Source organism: Paenibacillus camerounensis, from assembly GCF_000723885.1.
GTDB lineage: Bacteria > Bacillota > Bacilli > Paenibacillales > Paenibacillaceae > Paenibacillus_AQ > Paenibacillus_AQ camerounensis.
Window position 1 is genome coordinate 173,558 of the sequence record NZ_CCDG010000021.1, and the last position, 19,307, is coordinate 192,864.

The 19,307-nt window shown below is 48.9% G+C and carries 19 protein-coding genes; 13 read left to right on the plus strand and 6 right to left on the minus strand.

Annotated elements, in window-relative coordinates:
- Positions 1-13 precede the first annotated feature (13 nt).
- From BN3772_RS08695 to BN3772_RS08730, 8 genes are all read left to right on the plus strand, one after another.
- Entirely contained in the window at positions 14-1,177 is a 1,164-nt protein-coding gene (locus BN3772_RS08695; protein WP_042198782.1) for an ABC transporter substrate-binding protein, read from the plus strand.
- A gap of 71 nt (positions 1,178-1,248) precedes the next feature.
- Positions 1,249-2,376 (plus strand): ABC transporter ATP-binding protein, encoded by a 1,128-nt coding sequence (locus tag BN3772_RS08700; RefSeq protein ID WP_042198784.1) that lies wholly within the window; start codon positions 1,249-1,251, stop codon positions 2,374-2,376.
- A complete protein-coding gene (locus BN3772_RS08705; RefSeq protein WP_042198785.1) occupies positions 2,373-3,290 on the plus strand; it encodes an ABC transporter permease in 918 nt (305 codons plus the stop codon). The genes BN3772_RS08700 and BN3772_RS08705 overlap by 4 nt, the downstream gene beginning before the upstream one ends.
- Positions 3,283-4,122: an ABC transporter permease gene (locus BN3772_RS08710; RefSeq protein ID WP_042198788.1), complete on the plus strand. Its 840-nt coding sequence runs from the start codon at positions 3,283-3,285 to the stop codon at positions 4,120-4,122. Before BN3772_RS08705 ends, BN3772_RS08710 begins: the two co-directional genes overlap by 8 nt.
- A complete protein-coding gene (locus tag BN3772_RS08715) occupies positions 4,122-5,336 on the plus strand; it encodes a M24 family metallopeptidase (RefSeq protein WP_042198790.1) in 1,215 nt (404 codons plus the stop codon). The genes BN3772_RS08710 and BN3772_RS08715 overlap by 1 nt, the downstream gene beginning before the upstream one ends.
- An 82-nt stretch (positions 5,337-5,418) precedes the next feature.
- Entirely contained in the window at positions 5,419-6,624 is a 1,206-nt protein-coding gene (locus BN3772_RS08720) for an MFS transporter (RefSeq protein WP_042198792.1), read from the plus strand.
- Positions 6,625-6,749: 125 nt separating this feature from the next.
- Complete coding sequence (murI, locus tag BN3772_RS08725; RefSeq protein ID WP_042198794.1) at positions 6,750-7,526, plus strand: glutamate racemase; 777 nt, start codon at positions 6,750-6,752, stop codon at positions 7,524-7,526.
- Between the two features lie 259 nt (positions 7,527-7,785).
- Entirely contained in the window at positions 7,786-8,436 is a 651-nt protein-coding gene (locus tag BN3772_RS08730) for a FusB/FusC family EF-G-binding protein (protein ID WP_042198797.1), read from the plus strand.
- Between the two features lie 69 nt (positions 8,437-8,505).
- Here BN3772_RS08730 and BN3772_RS08735 read toward each other — a convergent pair whose 3' ends face one another.
- Together BN3772_RS08735 and rpiA are read right to left on the minus strand one after the other, a co-directional pair.
- Positions 8,506-9,474: a Gfo/Idh/MocA family protein gene (locus BN3772_RS08735; protein WP_042198800.1), complete on the minus strand. Its 969-nt coding sequence runs from the start codon at positions 9,472-9,474 to the stop codon at positions 8,506-8,508.
- A gap of 15 nt (positions 9,475-9,489) precedes the next feature.
- Entirely contained in the window at positions 9,490-10,191 is a 702-nt protein-coding gene (rpiA, locus tag BN3772_RS08740; RefSeq protein WP_244444700.1) for a ribose 5-phosphate isomerase A, read from the minus strand.
- A gap of 136 nt (positions 10,192-10,327) precedes the next feature.
- Here rpiA and BN3772_RS08745 point away from each other — a divergent pair, with 136 nt between their 5' ends.
- The 3 genes from BN3772_RS08745 to BN3772_RS08755 all read left to right on the plus strand — a co-directional run bounded on the left by BN3772_RS08745 (position 10,328) and on the right by BN3772_RS08755 (position 13,712).
- Complete coding sequence (locus BN3772_RS08745; RefSeq protein ID WP_042198802.1) at positions 10,328-11,314, plus strand: sugar-binding transcriptional regulator; 987 nt, start codon at positions 10,328-10,330, stop codon at positions 11,312-11,314.
- 269 nt (positions 11,315-11,583) lie between these two features.
- Positions 11,584-12,846 carry a BNR-4 repeat-containing protein gene (locus tag BN3772_RS08750; RefSeq protein ID WP_052380434.1) on the plus strand — a complete coding sequence of 421 codons (1,263 nt, stop codon included), beginning with the start codon at positions 11,584-11,586 and terminating at the stop codon, positions 12,844-12,846.
- 422 nt (positions 12,847-13,268) lie between these two features.
- Positions 13,269-13,712, plus strand: coding sequence for a YdeI/OmpD-associated family protein (locus tag BN3772_RS08755; RefSeq protein WP_052380428.1), 444 nt, complete (start codon positions 13,269-13,271; stop codon positions 13,710-13,712).
- A gap of 440 nt (positions 13,713-14,152) precedes the next feature.
- Here BN3772_RS08755 and BN3772_RS08765 read toward each other — a convergent pair whose 3' ends face one another.
- The 3 genes from BN3772_RS08765 to BN3772_RS08775 form a co-directional block, all read right to left on the minus strand.
- On the minus strand, positions 14,153-15,046 hold the full coding sequence (locus tag BN3772_RS08765) for an aldo/keto reductase (protein ID WP_042198812.1): 894 nt from the start codon (positions 15,044-15,046) through the stop codon (positions 14,153-14,155).
- A gap of 63 nt (positions 15,047-15,109) precedes the next feature.
- Complete coding sequence (locus tag BN3772_RS08770; protein WP_244444701.1) at positions 15,110-15,496, minus strand: NAD(P)H-dependent oxidoreductase; 387 nt, start codon at positions 15,494-15,496, stop codon at positions 15,110-15,112.
- 35 nt (positions 15,497-15,531) lie between these two features.
- Positions 15,532-16,542: a quinone oxidoreductase family protein gene (locus BN3772_RS08775; protein WP_042198817.1), complete on the minus strand. Its 1,011-nt coding sequence runs from the start codon at positions 16,540-16,542 to the stop codon at positions 15,532-15,534.
- Positions 16,543-16,829: 287 nt separating this feature from the next.
- Between BN3772_RS08775 and BN3772_RS08780 the strand changes: the two genes are divergently transcribed.
- Together BN3772_RS08780 and BN3772_RS31705 are read left to right on the plus strand one after the other, a co-directional pair.
- The gene (locus tag BN3772_RS08780; RefSeq protein WP_042198820.1) at positions 16,830-17,315 is read left to right on the plus strand and encodes a MerR family transcriptional regulator; all 486 of its coding nucleotides are present in this window, start codon (positions 16,830-16,832) and stop codon (positions 17,313-17,315) included.
- A gap of 124 nt (positions 17,316-17,439) precedes the next feature.
- Complete coding sequence (locus BN3772_RS31705; protein WP_425280428.1) at positions 17,440-17,823, plus strand: CBO0543 family protein; 384 nt, start codon at positions 17,440-17,442, stop codon at positions 17,821-17,823.
- Positions 17,824-18,126: 303 nt separating this feature from the next.
- Here BN3772_RS31705 and BN3772_RS08785 read toward each other — a convergent pair whose 3' ends face one another.
- Complete coding sequence (locus tag BN3772_RS08785; RefSeq protein WP_157643566.1) at positions 18,127-19,206, minus strand: GerAB/ArcD/ProY family transporter; 1,080 nt, start codon at positions 19,204-19,206, stop codon at positions 18,127-18,129.
- Between the last annotated feature and the right edge of the window lie 101 nt (positions 19,207-19,307).

Sequence of the window (19,307 nt, forward strand, 5' to 3'; positions counted from 1 at the left end):
GGAGAGACAACCAATGACTACTATGTTTAAAACAAAACGGACTTATCTTGTACCTGCATTATCGCTTGCCATGATGGTGGCACTCTCTGCCTGCGGCGGAAATAACGCTAATAATGCAGCCGGCAATACCTCTCCAACCAATGCCGCCGCTACCGACAGCTCTGCTGCCGCGGGCAGCGGGGAAAAAGTTAAGCTGACAATGTTCATCTGGGCCGGTTCCAACCAGGACGTGGTGCCTAAGGAAGTTGTAGCAGAGTACGTCAAGAATCATCCGAATGTTGAGGTTACCTTCGAGGAGTCCTCGAACTCCGTAATGTACCCGAAAATGCTGGCCGGCAAGCAGGCAGACCCTAATAACCCGGTTGTAAACTTCGGCTACTTTAATGCGGATGCTTCGGCTAAGGGTATTAACGACGATATGTGGGAGCCGCTGGATACTGCGGTTGTAACGAATATGAAGGATATTCCCGAGCAGTTCCACACCGCTGATAATAAAGGCATCGTCTGGGGCGTCTCCAGCTTTGCGCTTGTCTATAACAAGGATCTGGTGAAAACCCCGCCGACCAGCTGGAATGACCTGTGGAGCAGCGAGGAGTTCAAAGGCAAAACCGCACTTTGGGATTACATGTTCTATTCCTACCTGTCCCCGCTGCTGGCTGTAAAAGGCGAAGAGCTGGGTGCGTCCTACGAGAATCCTGAGCCGGCGTTCCAGTACTGGGCTGACAACAGCGACCAGATCGGTACACTGGTAACCTCCAATGACCAGCTTAAAGGGCTGCTGGATTCCGGTGATGCCCTGATCGCACCGTTCAGCGCACAGGTGGCGCAGACCTGGATTGACGGCGGCTCCCCGCTGGCAGTAGCTTATCCGCAGGAAGGCGCTATTTCGTTCCCGTACTCTCTGCAGGTCGTAAAAGGCTCTACACCGGAGCAGCAGAAAGTCGCTAATGAAATCATTAATGAGCTGCTGAGTGCGGATGCATTGTCCCGATATGCTGATGCTACTGGAACACCGGTAACAAGCACAACTGCCGTAGTTCCGGATAAATACAAAGCAGACCCTTCCTTCTCCGCCGAAGAGCAGAGCAAAGGCATTAACCCGGACTGGGATACCCTTGCGAAGAACAGCTCAGCCTGGAAGGAACTATGGGACCGTATGGTTAAGACTGAACTGTAATGAACGGAACAAAGAGGTAAGAAGATAACCCGGCTGCCCCAGGCAGCCGGCAGGAACAGGAGATGAAGACTATGAGCGGCGGACAGGGGCCCATTGCCATTGAGACACGGGATGTCATTAAGCGTTATGCGGGTAACACAGCTGTGAACCGGGTTTCGCTTCAGGTCAAACGGGGAGAGTTCGTCTCTCTGCTCGGACCGAGCGGCTGCGGAAAAACGACCCTGCTGCGGATGCTTGGCGGCCTGGAACAGCCGGATGAGGGCACAGTGCTGCTATCAGGACAGGATGTTTCCGGTATTCCCGCTTACGGGCGGAATTCCAATATGATTTTTCAGCAGCTGGCGCTGTTTCCCCATATGGATGTTTTCAATAATATTGCCTATGGCCTAAAAGTGAAAAAGACACCTAAGGCCGAGATCAGAAAGCGGGTCCATGACATGCTGGAGCTTGTGCAGCTCGGGGATTACAGCAAGCGCGCTGTATCCCAGCTGTCCGGCGGCCAGGCCCAGCGCGTGGCGATTGCCCGCGCCCTAATTAACAAGCCGGAGGTTCTTCTGCTCGACGAGCCGCTCTCCGCACTCGATATGCAGCTGCGGCTGGACATGCAGCGTGAACTGAAGCGCATTCAGCGTGACTTCGGGGGCACCTTCATCTTCGTTACCCATGATCAGAACGAAGCGATGAATATGTCCGACCGGATTGGCGTCATGCGGGGCGGCAGGCTGCTGCAATATGGCACGCCGGATGAGATCTATGAGCAGCCGGTGGACAGCTTTGTGGCCAAATTCATCGGGGATACCAACCTGATGAAGGTAAAGGTACTGGGCACAGAGCAGGGAAATGTATGGGTTCAGGCCGGGGGGGTGAAGCTGGCTGTCCGGGAGCCGGCAACAGGACCTGTGCTGCCGGATGGAAGTACAGGGTTCCTGTCGGTCCGCTATGAGTATCTGCGGACCGGTGAAGCAGCCAAAGATTGTGTAAACCGGCTGGAAGGCCGGGTGACAGACAGTGTATATGGCGGTGCAAGCATCCGCTATACACTGGATCTGGGCGGACATATCCAGCTGCAGGCGAGCAGCCTGTTCCAGCGGGGGGATGCCCGTTATGTGCCGGGCGATACCCTGGCTGCAGGCTTCAATCCCGAAGACGGCCTGCTGCTGCCGGATGATCCGTCGCCGGACCGGGAAGGTGCCCTATGATGCGCGCAGCCGGCAGGCTTACAGGGCTGTTCACCTCAGGGAACCGCTCCTGGGCGGCGCAGCTTCTTCTTCTGCTGCCGGCACTTGCCCTGATGGGGGTGGTATATCTGGGCGGCCTGCTGATTTTTGGCCGGTACAGCTTTGATCTGTATGAGAACGGACGGATGGTCCGCGACTGGAATCTGGATACGTACCGCGCCTTTCTTGGCGATCCGTACTACTGGAAGCTGATCGGTACCACGTTTAGAGTCGCAGCCTTAGTCACCTTTTGGAGTCTGCTGCTTGCTTATCCGCTGGCTTATGTGATTGCCGGCCTGAAGTCGCCGGGGATTAAGCAGACCTTGCTCCTGCTGACGTTCCTGCCGCTGCTGGTCAGTGCAGTCGTCAGATCCTACGGCTGGCAGCTGCTGCTGTCACGCCAGGGATTTATCAACTGGCTGTTCATCCGGCTTGGACTGACAGACAGCGGATTCGAGATGATGTACAACGAGACCGGTGTAGTTGTCGCGCTTGTACATATTTTTCTGCCGTTTATGGTCTTTCCGCTGCTTAATGTGCTGACCCAGACGGACGGCACGCTGAAAGCGGCCGCACATGATCTCGGCGCCGGCAAATGGCGGACCTTCTTCACCATTACGCTGCCCTTGTCAGCCCGCGGAATTGCCAGCGGAGTACAGATCGTCTTTACGCTCTGCCTGACGGCCTTTACAACACCGCAGCTGATCGGCGGCGGACGCGTAATGACACTTCCCGTCCTTATTTATCAGCGCACGCTGGATACGAACTGGCCAATGGCTGCGGTAGCCAGCCTCTTCCTGTTTGCTTCGTCGATTCTGGTGTCGCTATTTGTGAACAAGGGCGCTGACTGGCTGATGTTCCGCCGCACCCGGACGGGAGGACAGAAGCATGCGTAGAGGAAACCGTAATTACAAATGGGTACTGTATACGTTTGCCGGACTCATCGGTCTGTATCTGCTACTCCCGCTGCTGATGATCCTGCTGACCTCGCTAAGCAGCGGGAGTGCCAGCAAGTTTCCGCCGGAAGGGCTGACGCTTGAATGGTACAGCAAGCTTGGTGAGCAGAAGCAGTTCCTGGAGGCTTTCCGCAACAGTATGATCGCTTCTGCCGGAGCGGTGCTGCTGGCGCTGGTTACCGGCACGCTGGCTGCGCTGGCGATTGTGAATTATTCTTTTCCGGGCAGAGGCCTGCTGCGTGCGTTCTTCATGTCACCGATGGTAATGCCGAAGATTACGCTTGGCGTTGCCTACCTGATCCTGTTCTCCAAAATGCACATCGCGGGCGGGCTGTTTGCCCTGATACTGGGTGAAGCAGTAATTGTTCTGCCGTTTGTGCTGTCCATTGTCGGCAGCGCGCTGGCTAACCTTAATCCGGTGCACCGTGAAGCGGCTGCCGATTTAGGAGCAGGACCGCTGAAGATATTCTTCACGGTGACACTCCCGCAGCTGAAGCTGTCTCTGCTGCTCGCAGGCTCAATTGCGTTCGTCTTCACCTTTGACCAGGTGGAAACAGCGCTGCTTATCCTGCGCCAGGGAAGCTATACGCTGCCGATACAGCTGTTCCTGTATATGGAAAAATGGCAGGACCCGACGGTTGCCGTCGTTTCTGTGGTCCTTATAGCCTTTGCGCTTGCGCTGTTCTTTGCAATCAAACTGGTCATCCGCACGGCTCCGGGACTAGATACACTGGCCGGAGGCAGACAGAATAAAGGAGGTCCTAAAACCTGATGGACAATCAAGAGCAAGCTTCGGTATCCGGTGTGAACCGGCCGCGCGCAGCTGAGTATATGGCCCTGAACGGCTTATCTGCACTGGTAGCGACAACACCGGAAAATATTAACTATATCCTCGGCTCCCAGCTGCGGGCCAGCAACTGGACAATGCAGATTTATGCGGTGCTTCCGCAGGATAGTAATGCCCGTCCCGCAGTTATCATTCCAACCAACCGGCTTGGTGTTATCGCCCAGATGGGAATTTCCGGCGCGGATCTGTATGTGTACAGTGACTTTTTTGTGGAAGGCTCCATCGAAGGCAAAGCTTCTACACCCGATATTGATTTGTTCTATTCCCTGATGCAGAATACAACCAGCCATGCCGGTCCTGTAGAAGCACTTAACGCTGCACTGAAGGATCTGGGTCTGGAAGGGCAGGCGGTAGGGGTAGATGAGATGAGAATTGCCCCGGACATGCTGGCCAAATTCTCGGCAGGCCTTCCCGGCGGGACAGCTATGCCTGCGTATAAACTGTTCCGCCAGATCCGCCAGATCAAGACGCCGTTTGAAATCGAGCGGCTGCGCAGAGCAGCTCACTTAAATGAAGCGATTGAGCAGCAGCTGATCGATATGATTGCTGCAGGCGTACATGAGAAGGACATTGCCGAGCATTACCGGCTTGCTGTTATGAAGGCCGGGGGGACTCCGGCGATGACTGCTGTCGGTGCGGGGCCGCGCAGTGCACTGCCGCTGATTGAGAACTACTTCCGCGAGATTGAGCACGGGGATCAGGTCCGCTTTGACCTCTGTCTTCAGCTGGACGGCTATTGGGGCGATATCGGCAGAACGGTTGTGCTTGGTGAGCCCACACCGTGGATGGAGCAGCATTTCTCCGCGGTGCGCAGCGGCTGGGAGCAGGCGCTTGAGACGGTGCGTCCCGGGGTCAAAGCGTCTGAAGTCTTTAACGCAGCGGTAGCGCGAGTTCAAAAGGAAGGCATTCCTCATTACCGCCGCCAGCATGTAGGACATGCCATCGGTCTGGAGCTCTACGATGATATTACACTCTCACCCGGTGACCACCGTGTGCTGGAGCGGGGAATGGTACTTTGTGTCGAGGTTCCATACTATGAGCTGGGAGCGGGCGGCTTCCAGATTGAAGATACGGTTGTTGTTACGGCAGACGGCTATGAATTCCTGACCTCGATGGAACGCAAGCTGTTCCGCAAGTAAACACAAATACAAACAGAAGGTTCCGGTCAACCGGTCCTGTCAAGGCAACCGGAGCTTCTTAACATGAAGAAGGTTGGACGTCATGAAGATTCAGCAAGGTTCACCGCAATTCCGCAATATCAGCCTGGCCCTGTTCGCCGGAGGTTTTGTTACCTTTGCACTGCTATATACACTGCAGCCGCTGATGCCGGAAATAACCGGGGACTTTGGCATTACACCTACCAAAGCCAGTCTAACCCTGTCGGTTACAACCATCGCGATGGCGCTGACCATGCTGTTCATCGGTTCGGTTTCCGATGCGGCAGGACGAAGGGCCATCATGACGGCTTCCCTGGTTGCAGCTTCTCTAATCGCCGTATTCTCTGCCTTCAGCCCGGAGTTTCCGGTACTGCTGCTGCTGAGAATTGTGCAGGGCATCGCGCTGGCCGGCCTGCCGGCTATTGCGATGACTTATCTGGTGGAAGAGATTGATCCGGCCAGCCTTGGTTATGCAATGGGGCTGTATATCAGCGGCAACTCAATCGGCGGCATGGCCGGCCGGATCATTAGCGGCCTCTTGACCGACTGGTTCAGCTGGCGGGTAGCCGTCGGCGGAATCGGTGTGCTTGGACTTGCAGCAGCCGTCATATTCTGGATGGTCATTCCGCCCTCGCGCCATTTCGTCAAGCAGCCCGGCAAGCTCAGCCGGGTTATTCCGCTGCTCTGGTCACAGTGCCGCAACCCCCGGCTGTTATGTCTGTACGGCCTCGGGTTCCTGTTAATGGGCAGCTTTGTCACCCTGTTCAACTATATCGGCTTTGAGCTGACGGGTGCGCCGTATAATCTGAGCCAGTCGCTGGTCGGAAGTATCTTTGTCGTCTATCTGATGGGGACCTTCAGCTCCACCTGGATGGGGAGACTGGCTGACCGGTACGGACGGACCGGAGTGCTCATCCTGGCACTGGCGATCATTCTGAGCGGCGCGCTCTGCACACTGCATCCGTATCTGTGGGTCAAAATCATCGGCCTGGCGCTGTTCGCCTTCGGCTTCTTCGGCGGGCATTCCATTGCCAGCAGCTGGGTTGGCCTTGTTGCCGATGAACACAAGTCGCAGGCTAACGCATTGTATCTCTTTTTCTACTATGTGGGCTCAAGTCTAAGCGGTACCGGCGGCGGTGTGCTGTACGGGCATTTCGGCTGGACCGGGATCATCGGCATGATTGCCGTATATGTCGCCCTTAGTCTGCTTCTGTGCAATATCCTTGTACATAAGAACAGGGCGGTACAGCAGCACACTTTATCACCGTAGCAGAACATATTACGCGAATTTGCATAAATTATGGGGCAGCCGAATACGGCTGTCTTTTTTCAAATATTCAAAGGCACATGTGGTAAAATAGATAAGCAATTATCAAGCACGAAAAGAGTGAAATTATGCGGATTGGTTTTTTTGACTCCGGTATCGGCGGAATTACGGTGCTGCACCAGGCTTTGAAGCTTCTGCCGAATGAAGATTACCTGTTCTATGCAGATACGCAGAATGTCCCCTACGGAGAGAAAACAAAAGATGAAGTGAAACAATATATATTTCAGGCCGTTCAGTTTATTGCCGACCAGCAGGTGAAAGCACTTGTCATCGCCTGCAACACAGCAACCAGCGTCGCTATTGAGGAGCTGCGTGAGCGGTATGCTTTTCCAATCCTCGGAATTGAACCGGCTGTGAAGCCGGCTGTGCAGAAATGGGAGATTGACCGCAAAAAGGTGCTCGTCCTGGCTACCAATCTGACGCTAAAAGAAGAAAAGTTCAATAACCTGGTCAAGCGGCTTGATCATCAGGATATCGTTAATTGTCTGGCGCTTCCGGGTCTGGTGGAGTTCGCCGAGCGCCATCAGTTTAATGAAGAGATCGTCGGCAGCTATCTGCGGCAGGAATTATCGCGCTTTGATCTATGCCAGTATGGTACGGTTGTGCTCGGCTGCACGCATTTTCCTTATTTCACCGGTGTGCTCCGGGATTTGTTCCCGGAAGGTACTGATCTGATCTCCGGCAGCTTAGGCACGGCGAGGAACCTGAAGCGGATACTGGAAAATAATGATCTGCTGGAGAGCGCCAGCGGGAATATTGTCTTTTATCAGTCGGGAGTCAGGGTAGAGGATGCAGCTACCTTGGAGCGTTACGGACAGCTGCTGGCAATGATGGATGAACGGTAGACATGCTTGCCGTGATTGAGCGATTGCCGCTTTCCTGCTATACTTTTGGCATGTGAACGGAATAGGGGGTTAACCCGATGGCATTATTGAATTGCTCATTAGCTAGGCTGTCCTCATGCAAAGCCTGATCAGGGGCGATACTTTGTGTGGGGTGCGATAAAAGGTTACAAGCCAGTCGCCCAAACTAGATTTTATCGTTTCTAATAGTAGGCTTTGCACCGGTATGAGAGTAACTATCATATCTAAGGGGCGAAAACCTATGAATACACCATTTATTAGAAACCATCAATTTAACGTCATTATGAAGCAGGCGGATTTCCTGCAGAACACGCTGCGGACGGTTGCAGACCGGAGAGTGCTGGAGACGGTGAGGTACACTGCGGCTGACACGGTGGTTAATGCTTTTACTGAACTGACTGCGGACCAGCGGGAGCTGCTGGAGCGGATTTCGGTCTTTGAGTCGGGTTATGACTTTCAGCGCTTTCTTGACAGTATGGAGCCGCTCATGGTCCCTTATCCGGACGTTACGCTGAAGCAGATCCAGAAGCTTTTTCCCAAGACCAAGAAGCTGAAGGTACCTGATCTGAGTACTATAGATTTCCGGTACATCACCTATCTGAGCTGGTTAGACATCGCTGCCAACAAGCTGTTCATTGTCTATCCTTATGAAGGCCGGTTCATTGGAATCGAAGGAAGGCTTCTACCCGTGAATAAGAAGGGATACTGCCTGTTCTGCAACCGGCATCAGGAGCTTGCCTTTCTCTCGGTGTCAACCAAGCCTGTGCATGCCTCGCAGGACAACATCGCCTCTGTGGGGCAATATGTCTGCATGGACAATCTTGCCTGTAATCATAGCATTACGAGCACAGAAGCATTGGAGAGGTTCGTGCGGTCTGTTCGCAAACCATAATCAGATTAAGAGACGGCTGCCCTTAGCGGGCAACCGTCTTTTGTATTTACATGGCCTGAGTGGTACGGATTATTCACAGTTGTACTGAATGCCCCATTGTGCCCTAACCGAGCTCATTATATCCATTACATCCTGGGAGAGGGGGAGTGTATCATTGCTGCTTTTGCCGGTAATAAGGCTGTGCATCGCTGTAATTTCATATTGCAGTGCTTTGGCGCTGTCGCCGGCTTGAATCTGCTCCTGACGCCCGTCCAGATATTGAATGACAGCGCTTGAGGCACGGGGAAAATTGTCTACCGTCATGAAGCCAAGCTCACCGGCCACAATTCCGCGCTTGGGCATTTTGGACCGCATGGTTAGCGATATGACGGCCATCTCATCAGCATGATTCTGTAAAAGAATGCCCGACTGCTCATCTACCCCTGTCTCAAAAGACTTAACGTTGGTCAGAATCTCGTGTGGCTGCTGTGAGAGAAAATACCGGGCGAACGAAAGCGCGTAGGTCCCGATATCCAGCAGTGCTCCTCCAGCCAGGTCTTTATTGAAAAAGCGGCTATTCACATCATACTCCTTATGGCTCCCGAACGAGACCTGAATCATCTTCAGCCGGCCGATTGCCCCTTCATTGAGCAGCTTACGCAGCTTATGGTAAAGCGGCATATGGTAGATGGTCATGGCTTCAGCCAGGATTAACCGGTTCTGTTCTGCGAGATGCATCAGTTCACGCAGCTGCGTGCTGTTTACGGTGATTGCTTTTTCACAGAGGACGTGTTTACCTGCTATAAGGCTATCCTTGATGTACTGGTAATGATGGCTGTGTGGTGTAGCAATGTAGACAACATCGAGATCAGGGTCGGCAAGCATTGCATGATGATCTCCGTAAGCGTTCAGAGCCCCATAGCGTTTGGCGAAGTCCTCTGCTTTAACTGTGGTTCTAGATGATACTGAATATAGAGAGCCACCCACACATAGAAGTGCTTCTGCAAATTCTGCGGCAATGGTCCCCGGCCCGATAATTCCCCATTGTAACTGATTCATTTGAATCCTCCATTCTTAATAAATTTTGCCGTATGTTTCCCGAAAAATCGTCCGGACCCCGTGCTCACCTGCTACAATCACTCCGCTTACTTCCATTGTAAACAGCGAGGTTTCGATAACACCGTTAATTTTCTTTAGATTGTCCTGCAGTATTTCAATCTCCAGCCGGTCCGGCTCCGTGAACAATACATCAAGCAGCAGATGCCCGTTATCACTTATAGTGTAACCATCCTTCGCCGGACTTGTACGGACCGTACTGCTGCCGCCAAGCGAGGTGACTGAACGCTGCACATAGCCTAATGCCTCGTGTAGAATCTCCAGAACCACCGGATGCTTGAACGTCAGCCTCTCCACCAGCTTGCTTTCATCCGCGAGTAGAATATAGTGATCCGCCATGCCAGCAACCAGCTTCTCTCTGGTATGGATACCTCCGCCGCTTTTTAAAGCCCTGAACTGATGATCCACCTCATCACATCCGTCAAAAGCAACCGAAATCCGCTCCACAGACCCTAACGGAAGCAGGGGTAAGCCGTAGCGGATACATAATGCAGCAGTCGCAGCAGAAGGAGTTACCACCTCAATACACCTGCCGCATTCATGAAGGAGTTTGATTAGACAGGCAATCGTACTGCCGCCTCCAAGGCCGATAACGGTATTCTCTTGTATATAGCTAATTGCCTCTTGGGCCGCTTTCATACGCAGCTGTTCTTTGTCCAAAGTAATCATCTCCAGGGTGGATTCGTTTTTCTGCACAATTGTGCTTTTTAATATAAAACGTGCAAGATGAAGCGGATTGAGTATAATAGTGATAGTTGAATCTGTCAAATGTACTATAGAAGAGTGAGGCGATTAGGTGAACCAGCATGACGAGCGAAAGGTACTAATAAGGATTGCCCGGATGTATTATGAGCAGGATATGACACAGAGTGAAATATCTAAGGTGCTTGGCATTTACCGCACGACGATCAGCCGGCTGCTGAAGCGGGTCCGCGAAGAAGGTATTGTGACCATTACCATTAATGACGTGGATGCAGATCAGTTCTCGCTGGAAAGGGAGCTATGCAGCCGTTTTGGACTCCAGGAGGCGATTGTAGTGGCAGCCGATCCGGACCAGCCCGGTGAGTTAAAAAGAAAAGCCATGGGTCAAGCCTGCGCCACTTGGCTGCAGCAGAGGGTAAAGACCAAAGATGTGATCGGCTTCTCCTGGGGAAGCAGTCTGGCAGCGGTAGTAGAGGCCCTGCAGGCAGATAATCAGCCTTTTGTCACCTTTATCCCGATGGTGGGCGGCCCTTCAGGCCAGCTGGAAAGCCGGTTCCATGTGAATACGCTCTGTTATCAGGCGGCCTCCAGGTGGCGTGCACGGTCCCTAATGATTGATGCACCCGCGATTACGGGGCAGCGAGAGATCAGAGATATGCTGCTGCAAGCTCCTTATTTGCGAAAAATCACCGGTTACTGGGACAAAATCGATATCGCGCTGTTCGGCATCGGTTCTGCTGAAATTCAGGGAGGCGAAGCCTGGAAAGGCTTTTACGGTGAAGCCGTTATCAGCGAGCTTGAAAGCGGCCTGGCAGCCGGTGATATCTGCTCACGCTTTTATAACGGAGAAGGGGTTCCGGTTAATACGAGTCTGGATGGCAGAACACTTACTGTAACTTTAGAGCAGATCGCGAAGGCGCGGCTGTCTGTCGGTGTAGCAGAATCGATAGAGAAGGTGCCGGGGATACTGGGAGCTTTGCAGGGCGGGTATATGAATGTGCTGGTTACGACGGAGGAGACGGCGCTGGAGCTGCTGAAGTGCGAGGGGAATAACAGTGGTACGGGTGTTGATCCAAGCTAAATATCTATACATCTCTGTCTGCAGAAAAGTCCGGATTCCGGACTTTTCTTTTTTTGTTGCAAAGCTTCTGTATGTACAGCATTCTTGCAAAAGTACAGTAACATTTCCATGTGCGGCGTGCTATCTTTGGGCTGCGGGATTTGAATATTCAGATAAAAGGAGGAGTTGATGAATTGTTGTGAATGCGTTTACATTGCGCGGGATTAAATAAGACGTACCTGCAATGTCTTCTATGTATTTAAATGAGGGAGGCGGAAGTTTTGAACAAAATGAAGAAATGGAAGCTGGCGGCCGTTATAATGGCAATGCTGACTCTGGTGCCGGCGGGAGCGGGACATGCGGCTCCGGTGCTGGAGGCGGTTCCTTTTCCGATGGATTCGAGCAATCAGGCAGGCTGGTGGGCACCGCTTGCTACGTACGGGCTGGGTTTTGAATATGCTTATATGGCTTATAATGCTCCGGGCTCTATTCCGGGTAAGCACACGGTTGCTATTGCTAGACGGGACAATGACGGGAATTGGAGCAAGCTTCCGCTTATGGACGGGTCTGCACCCGCAGAGTACCTTGACGATCTTGGTCATAATCAGCCCTCGATGGCCAGAGACGGCAGCGGCCGGTTTCATGTGTTTGCTTCCATGCACAGCAATGCCTGGCGGTATTACCGCTCAGATACGGTCGGCGGCATTCCGCAGAATCACTCGGATGAACTGCCTCAGGGCATGACAGTAACCTATCCGGTGGTGACGACCGCTCCCAATGGGGATTTGTATTTAATGGTAAGGGCAGATAAAGATCCGGCCGGCAAAAGAGACGCAGTGCTTTTCCGCTGGAACAATGCAGATTCCGTATGGACTCAGGTCAAAGTGATTGCTACACATCTGAACCGGTCTGCCTATCCGGATGACCTGGTGTTTGATTCTAATGGAGATTTGCACATTTTGTTTGAATGGGCACATTTTGCCGCCAGTCCGCTGCGTCATCAGCTGTCCTATTTGAAATATAGTCCGGCTACGGACGAATTCACCAGAGCAGATGGAACAGTGGTAACAACACCAGTGACTCTGACTACGGCAGACATTGTGCAGCCTTTGGCTCCTGGTGAAGCCTATGTACAGAGCGGCAGCGATCCGGGCGGTCCAGGCGTTCAAAGCGCAAAAATGACTATTGATTCCGCCAATCGGCCAGTAATCGCATACCGTTACCGTGAAGTGGGCAGTACAAGCTTTGCAGTCAAACTGGCCACTTACGAAGCTTCCGGGTGGAACCTGCAGACGGTCTATAACGCAGCCCCTACCAATGCAGCTATAGATGTAACTTGGGCAGGTAATGCGGCAAGAATCTATTATGTAAAAAGCAGCGGAACAGACCGTGCTTTCATGGCAGTAAATACGGGCGGCAGCTGGGCTGAAACCTCGCTTGCTCCGGGCATCCCGATTGAGCGGCTTGCAGTGGACCGCAGTCCCAAAGGAATTGATATCCTGTATCTGGTGGATGTGACGAATCTGAAGCTTTATTACGGGCGGAATAACTAAGGCAGAGCAACGGATGGCAATGGATTGATTCCAGATAACTGAATGGATGAGCAGGGTGAGGCGAGTGAATTAACGTTGCTCATGTGATGAAGAGGCAGCTGATGCATATAGGCACTGGCTGCCTTTATAAATTATACAGATCATAAGGTAGGGAGTTTGTCTAATAGCATATTTATCCATGTTAAATGAAAGATTTTCCCGGGTTCATAAAATTATATAGTCATATTTATCCATGTTAATGAGGGCTTGGTACAAAGCTTAGGCTGCAGTCTTAGAGATTCACAAATCTGCCAATAGCCGTGTAAAGTGCAGGCAGGGATTGGGTTCCGAAATCTAGAATATAGTTGTAATCCCATTAGATGGATATACTGATGATGGAAGAACCGTAATTAGCTTTTTTTATGAAAGGAGTGCTGCTGATAATGAATTTGGAATTTGACAGTGAAATTAAGATACTGGAAGGTAAAATGAAATGGAAAGTGATTTATTTCCCATACTCCGTTCAGGAATTATTCAACACCAGCGGTAAGGTACCCGTACAAATCTTAGTGGATGGTCACAAGTTCGAGCATACCTTGCTGCCGTCAAAAAACGGGCATTATTTGGTTTACAATGAATTCATCCGCAGAGAAGTGCGTAAAGAGATTGGCGATCAGCTTCATGTTATTTTAACGAAATGTGAGGAAAAACGTGAGGTGACCGTACCGGACAACATTTCGAAAGTCCTGGAGGATCACCAGCTTCTGGAGCAGTTCCTGGGTCAGCCTGATTATATCAAGCGGGAGCAGCTCAATCACATCGAATTAGCCAAAAAGGAAGAGACGAATATAAGGATAATATATGGTAAAAATGTGCAAATTAATTGAATTTCAATATAAGTAAAAGCATTAGTAACAACATAAAGCACAAAAAATAAACAACAACAATCAAACAACTAAAGAAAATAAAATCAAAACTAAAATCAGAAATAATTAAACAATATAGAAGAAAGAAATAGAGCACTAAAATTACATAATACTCAGTTAACTGAAATATCCGGATTCGGTCATAAAACAGCTTAAATCAGCCTGATGCGAATTCTTTACTTACTACTTCTTCACAAAACCCGTATTTTGTACATATGTAGTTGGGTTGGATTTGGGGCTCTTTGACCTGCTTCGGTATTGTGTTGTTCCTGATGTTTACAACAATGTGTCTATTCATTTTTAAATGAAAATACTCCATCAGCACATGCTGATGGAGTAAATATGCAACCATCTACATCAAATCCCTACGGTGTTTGCCCTCTCCCCCTGAAAGTTCGCATTTAATGCTTGAGCGGAGGAGCTTGCATAGGATTAAGACCAGCCGAAGCCCAAGCCAGTGCTTGATTCTGATCTAATTTATTCAAACGATTCATTTCGATTTCTGGAATCTCAAAATCAAACAAATCCAAGTTTTCTCGGATACGTTCAGCTTTACTGCTTTTCGTTAATACCCCATAACCGTGTTGCAATCCCCAGCGAAGCAGTAATCGGGCTTCTGATACCTTTAATTTTGCAGCAATTTCTTTAGTGATCACTTGACACTCTTCTTTTATTTCTGCAAGTACTTCTCCGCCCTGTCCTTTTTCAACTCGCCAAGTGGAAAGCGGAGCAAGCGAGCTATAGGCAATGGGTGCAATTGCATTTTCCTTCATATACACTGTCAAATCCGCCTGGGCACAAATGGGGTGAAACTCTACTTGGTTTGCCTCAGGTTTAGCCAGATCTGCAGCCAAAATCTCTTTAATGGTATCTATATTGTAGTTGGATACTCCAATATGCTTTGCAAGCCCGAGTTTCCGCAGCTCCATTAAAGCACTCCACTGTTCCAGTCTAAGGTCTGATATTGGGGCATGAATAAGGTAAAGATCAACATAATCAAGCTGAAGCTGTTTAAGCTGTGTTTTTAGTGTTTCAATGGTCTGCTTATAGTTTTTACTTGGACCAGGGAAAAGTTTAGTCGTTACGTAAATTTCATTTCTTGAAACACCAGCTGCTTTAATACCTTTCCCAGTTCCTTCTTCATTATTATAAGCTTCAGAAGAATCAATGTGTCTAAAGCCGGCTCTAAGCGCCTCTTTTACACTGTATTCAGCTTGAGCTGTTGATAATTGAAAGGTACCAAAACCTACGAGAGGCATGTCGATTCCATTACGGGCCGATTGTGATAACACCATAAAATATCGATCTCCTTTTCTTGTTATTGTAGTATCATCCTCATTTTTTTTCTTCAGCTCTTATTACCGTAAAGCAAGTGCTTCAAGTTCAGGCGTTAATGCATACGTCACGTAATCCTTAGCACTTTGTTCAAGTTCCTCATCGGACAAATGATTAACACCATTCAACACATATGGGGTCAAATAGCTTGTACCAATTAAGTTGCTGGTCGCTTGAAGAGGTCTGAGTAACTCTGTAACCGTATATTCAAATTCCCCATTTGGCGAATAGTTTTCCGCAGCACCGCCTGTACTAACAGAAACAAGCAATTCTTTCCCGTGGAGTTTATCTCCTGTGCTGCCAAAAGCCCAGCCATAGACAAGGACTTCATCCTCCCATTTTTTTAGCAGCGAAGGCGTACTGTACCAATAGAACGGGAATTGCAAAATAATCCGGTCATGCTGCTCCAACATTATATCTGCAGTTAATGTAGTAAGTTCCTTAACTAATCTTGCGGGATGTTCAGAACGATTTTCCCAATGTTTGCTCCCTTTTCTATCCTTAGCAGCGCATCAGGTACTTCCTCCAGTGAATAGGTTTTGTCTAGAATGGGGCGAATTTCATGCTGCTCCACGAGCTTTACCATATCAGCGAAATCTTGGGGGCTGCCCATTGTTGATCCTATCACTGAAATTTCTTTAACCGTCATACTGGGCAGTATAAAATTTGGAACTGGGCCCCTTGTTGCTCCGAAGCTGACGATCCGGCTTCCAATCTTCCCAAGTGAAGGCAATATGCTGAATACTTCACCGCCGATACTGTCGATGGACAGATCAATCCCGCCGGTTAAGTCCTGTACTTGCTTCGCCCAATTCTCTGCTGTGTAGTTGATACCGCCGGTTGCACCGAAGCTTTTTGCTTTTTCGATCTTTTCTTCTTTGCTGGAGGTCACATAAACTTTAGCCCCAAGTGCAGCAGCAAATTGAACAATATAAGTGGCCACACCGCCTCCAACTCCCGGAATGAGTACCGTCTCGCCTTTTTTAACTTTACCTTTAGTTACAAGGGCACGGTAAGCTGTCAAACCGGCGAGGGGCAGCGCTGCTGCTTCTTCCCATGATAAATGAGAGGGTTTCGAGTAGACATTCTCTGCCGGCACTTTAACATATTGGGCATAGGTCCCGTTTGCAGGAACGCCCAGCACTGTGAATTCCGCATTTTTAATATGCATATCGCTGCCCCAGTTCAAGCCTGGATTAATGATCACTTGGTCACCGGGCACAACATTGCTGACCTCATCTCCTATCGCGGCAATTTCCCCTGCACCATCCGAGCCGGGAATTGCCGGCAGCTTAATACCCGGATACCGCCCTTGGATGACTAACAAATCCCGGCGGTTTACAGCGGCGGCCTTCAGCCGCACAACGACTTCTTTTGAACCAGGTATAGGTGTATCTACCTCTTCCAGTTTCAATTGTTCCGGTCCGCCGGTTTCTCTTAACATCATAGCCTTCATGTGTCTATTCCCGTCCTTTCGCCTCAAGCCTTTTTCTATTGAATTTCTTCAATGTGAGTATAAATTCACTATGAGATTTCTTACCTGCTCGATGGAATTATTAAAGCTCCTACTTGTCTCATCCAAGCTAAACGAATGAATGCAGTCCTCCATGCTTTACAACAGTTATCAAAAAAATGTAATCAAATTTATGATTTACAATTCTGATTTATCTGAGTTAATATAAGCCTAGCATCTTCGTGTTACACGAAGTCAATACTATTAAATTGCATTTAGGAGGTCTTTTTTTGTATACAGTAAAAGAAGTGGCCCAATTACTTAATTTAACAGAACACACCGTTCGTTTTTATACCGATAAAGGACTAATTCCTAGTATAAAACGTGATAAAAATAATAATCGTGTTTTTGATAATGAATCTGTTAGATGGCTAATCGGTGCAAAAAACCTTAAGAAATGTGGAATGTCTGTTGAGGACATTAAGAAATATGTTGACTTCTGTTTAGAGGGAGATTCTACTCTTCAGAAGCGGTATGATATTATACTCAAGCAAAAAGAGATCATGCTCGCTCATTTAGAAGAAGCTAAAATGATGGCAAAATTTATCGTTAGTAAAGAAAAGCATTACCGGGATATTATTGATGAAGTTATTCCAGATGATACCAACCCTGCCAATTGGGAACGAGTTGACTGTACACTAAAATACCCAGAGTCTACTATCCGTAGAGGCAACAAGTTTAAGAATGAGAAGGTTGTCAAAAAGTCGTATTTGTAAGGCTAAATAAATAAATAGTGGGAAAAATAATGAACGAGTTTAAATATATTGTTAGGGGGAGTTTAAGATTGACCGGCTTCTCTTCTATACACTAATTGCGTTTATCATTCCTTGGGGGATATGCATCTATTTTTTAAGGAAAAATGTCCAGCTTCTTATTGTGTATATCCCAATAGTCACAAGTGTTGCAATGTTAATGAATATCGTTGGTTTTCATTTCGATTTCTGGAGCATACACCCGTATAACATCGCTGCACTTCCGTTTGATTTTGGCATCTACCCTGTTCTTGCATGCTTTATGATTAGCGGGATTAACAAAGATAAACATTCTGCTTTAGCAGCAGTAGCTTTGTACAGCGTCTTAACAACGCTAATGGAATATGGTGCATTTTCAACTGGAATCGTATCATATGGAAATAACTGGAACATAGGCTGGACATTAATCTCATATTTTGTGGCGTATACAGTTATAGTGCTTTATAGATCCTTGTTTAATAAGTATTTCTAAAAAGGCTCATACCCTTAGGTACAATAAATGGCTTCCTCTCTGAATAAGCCGCTGTCCATGTGGACCATAATGCACACATACCATAATGCCCTCGTTGCTCGTTTCCATCCCCTTCCCCCATTTTAATCCAGATAAAAACACAAATTGAGCCCGCGGTTGACAGGCTCCTCCGGTTAATGATTATTCTGTTGAATAAAATAGGCTTGTAAATAAAAGCAAATTTTGATAATAAGTTTTTTCACCAGGAGTATAGAAAATAAATATTTACATTTTACAATTCTTCACATGTTAAGCATAGGCAGTCTACTTGGATACAGGCCGTCCCTTGATTTTACCCAAAATAAGCCAGGACAGAGGCAACAGGATATTAAAGAAAATAACACCCGTCGGCCAGACAGCCGTTATCTCAGCTGTAACCGACGGATTATCCCAAACCAGCATGGCAAGTGGAATGCAGAGCAGCGCCAAAGGTATAAGAAAGGCAAAATGCTGCTTGAGCCCAAATAAATCAGCCAGTCCATGGGCACATATATAGAAGGTGAAAATCATCCGGTAAAACATGACAATAAACCAGATTACCGTTACAGCTGTCTCAATCCGTTCGTAAAAGCCGCCGACGGTCACTGTTTTTGCAGCGAATTGGCTGGCGTACGGAATATTGGGCGGAAGATTCTCGCCGAGCACAACGGTGACCATGATTGTCAGGAAAAGCAGGCCGAGGCCTGTCAATATGCTGCTCTGCCATAAAGCCTTCCGGTAGGTTTGTTTGGATTGTATAAATGGAGCCAGGAACAAACTTAGGGCGATTTCACTGTTAGGATAACCAATAAACATCGTTGTCCCGTGTAGAACCGGACCAGCTCCGTTGTCCAAAAACGGAAGAAGCCGGTTCCACTCTGCACCGTGCAAAAGAGATAATAGTAACACTACAAGCAATAAACCTGCGATGGGAAAGGTAATCTCTGTGGATTTTGCTACTGCAGAAATTCCTTTATGTAAGCAGTACACCATCGCAAACAAAATAATGATGTATATTGCTGCGGGCGGGGTTTCAATATAGAGATCGGTGCTGGTGAAATCACCAAGGCTGCGCAGAGTCAGTACTAAGATTTGAAAGGGAACAAAGAACAGGTATACTGCGAGCAGTCCTTTCCCTATCCACCGGCCCAATATCCGGTTCAAATACTGGCCAACCGTATTTCCGTTCATCTGCTTAAAGATTCCTGTAAAAACTGGAATAAGCAGAAATTGAAATCCTGTTCCCAGCAGGATGGGTAACCAGGCATCACTCCCGCTTACTCCTATGAGTACAGAAGGAAGTCCCAACAATGCACTTCCCCAATAACTGAGCGTCAGCAGCATGCATAATTCTCGTGATGTCACCGTTACCCTCCATTCCTGTTTCGTTTACCCAAGCCCCAAAGCTTTATTGACCAACTGCAGCAGTGTGATGTAAGGTCTCAACAGGATTGGCCCGATCCAAT

What these genes read in the sequence shown, in the direction of transcription:
- BN3772_RS08710 (WP_042198788.1), top strand. Translation starts at nt 3,283, where the DNA reads ATGCGTAGAGGAAACCGTAATTACAAATGGGTACTGTATACGTTTGCC.
- murI (WP_042198794.1), top strand. Translation starts at nt 6,750, where the DNA reads ATGCGGATTGGTTTTTTTGACTCCGGTATCGGCGGAATTACGGTGCTG.
- BN3772_RS08750 (WP_052380434.1), top strand. Translation starts at nt 11,584, where the DNA reads ATGAAGAAATGGAAGCTGGCGGCCGTTATAATGGCAATGCTGACTCTG.
- BN3772_RS08730 (WP_042198797.1), top strand. Translation starts at nt 7,786, where the DNA reads ATGAATACACCATTTATTAGAAACCATCAATTTAACGTCATTATGAAG.
- BN3772_RS08765 (WP_042198812.1), bottom strand. Translation starts at nt 15,046, where the DNA reads ATGGTGTTATCACAATCGGCCCGTAATGGAATCGACATGCCTCTCGTA.
- BN3772_RS08735 (WP_042198800.1), bottom strand. Translation starts at nt 9,474, where the DNA reads ATGAATCAGTTACAATGGGGAATTATCGGGCCGGGGACCATTGCCGCA.
- BN3772_RS08715 (WP_042198790.1), top strand. Translation starts at nt 4,122, where the DNA reads ATGGACAATCAAGAGCAAGCTTCGGTATCCGGTGTGAACCGGCCGCGC.
- BN3772_RS08755 (WP_052380428.1), top strand. Translation starts at nt 13,269, where the DNA reads ATGAATTTGGAATTTGACAGTGAAATTAAGATACTGGAAGGTAAAATG.
- BN3772_RS08775 (WP_042198817.1), bottom strand. Translation starts at nt 16,542, where the DNA reads ATGAAGGCTATGATGTTAAGAGAAACCGGCGGACCGGAACAATTGAAA.
- BN3772_RS08720 (WP_042198792.1), top strand. Translation starts at nt 5,419, where the DNA reads ATGAAGATTCAGCAAGGTTCACCGCAATTCCGCAATATCAGCCTGGCC.
- BN3772_RS08695 (WP_042198782.1), top strand. Translation starts at nt 14, where the DNA reads ATGACTACTATGTTTAAAACAAAACGGACTTATCTTGTACCTGCATTA.
- BN3772_RS08700 (WP_042198784.1), top strand. Translation starts at nt 1,249, where the DNA reads ATGAGCGGCGGACAGGGGCCCATTGCCATTGAGACACGGGATGTCATT.
- BN3772_RS08705 (WP_042198785.1), top strand. Translation starts at nt 2,373, where the DNA reads ATGATGCGCGCAGCCGGCAGGCTTACAGGGCTGTTCACCTCAGGGAAC.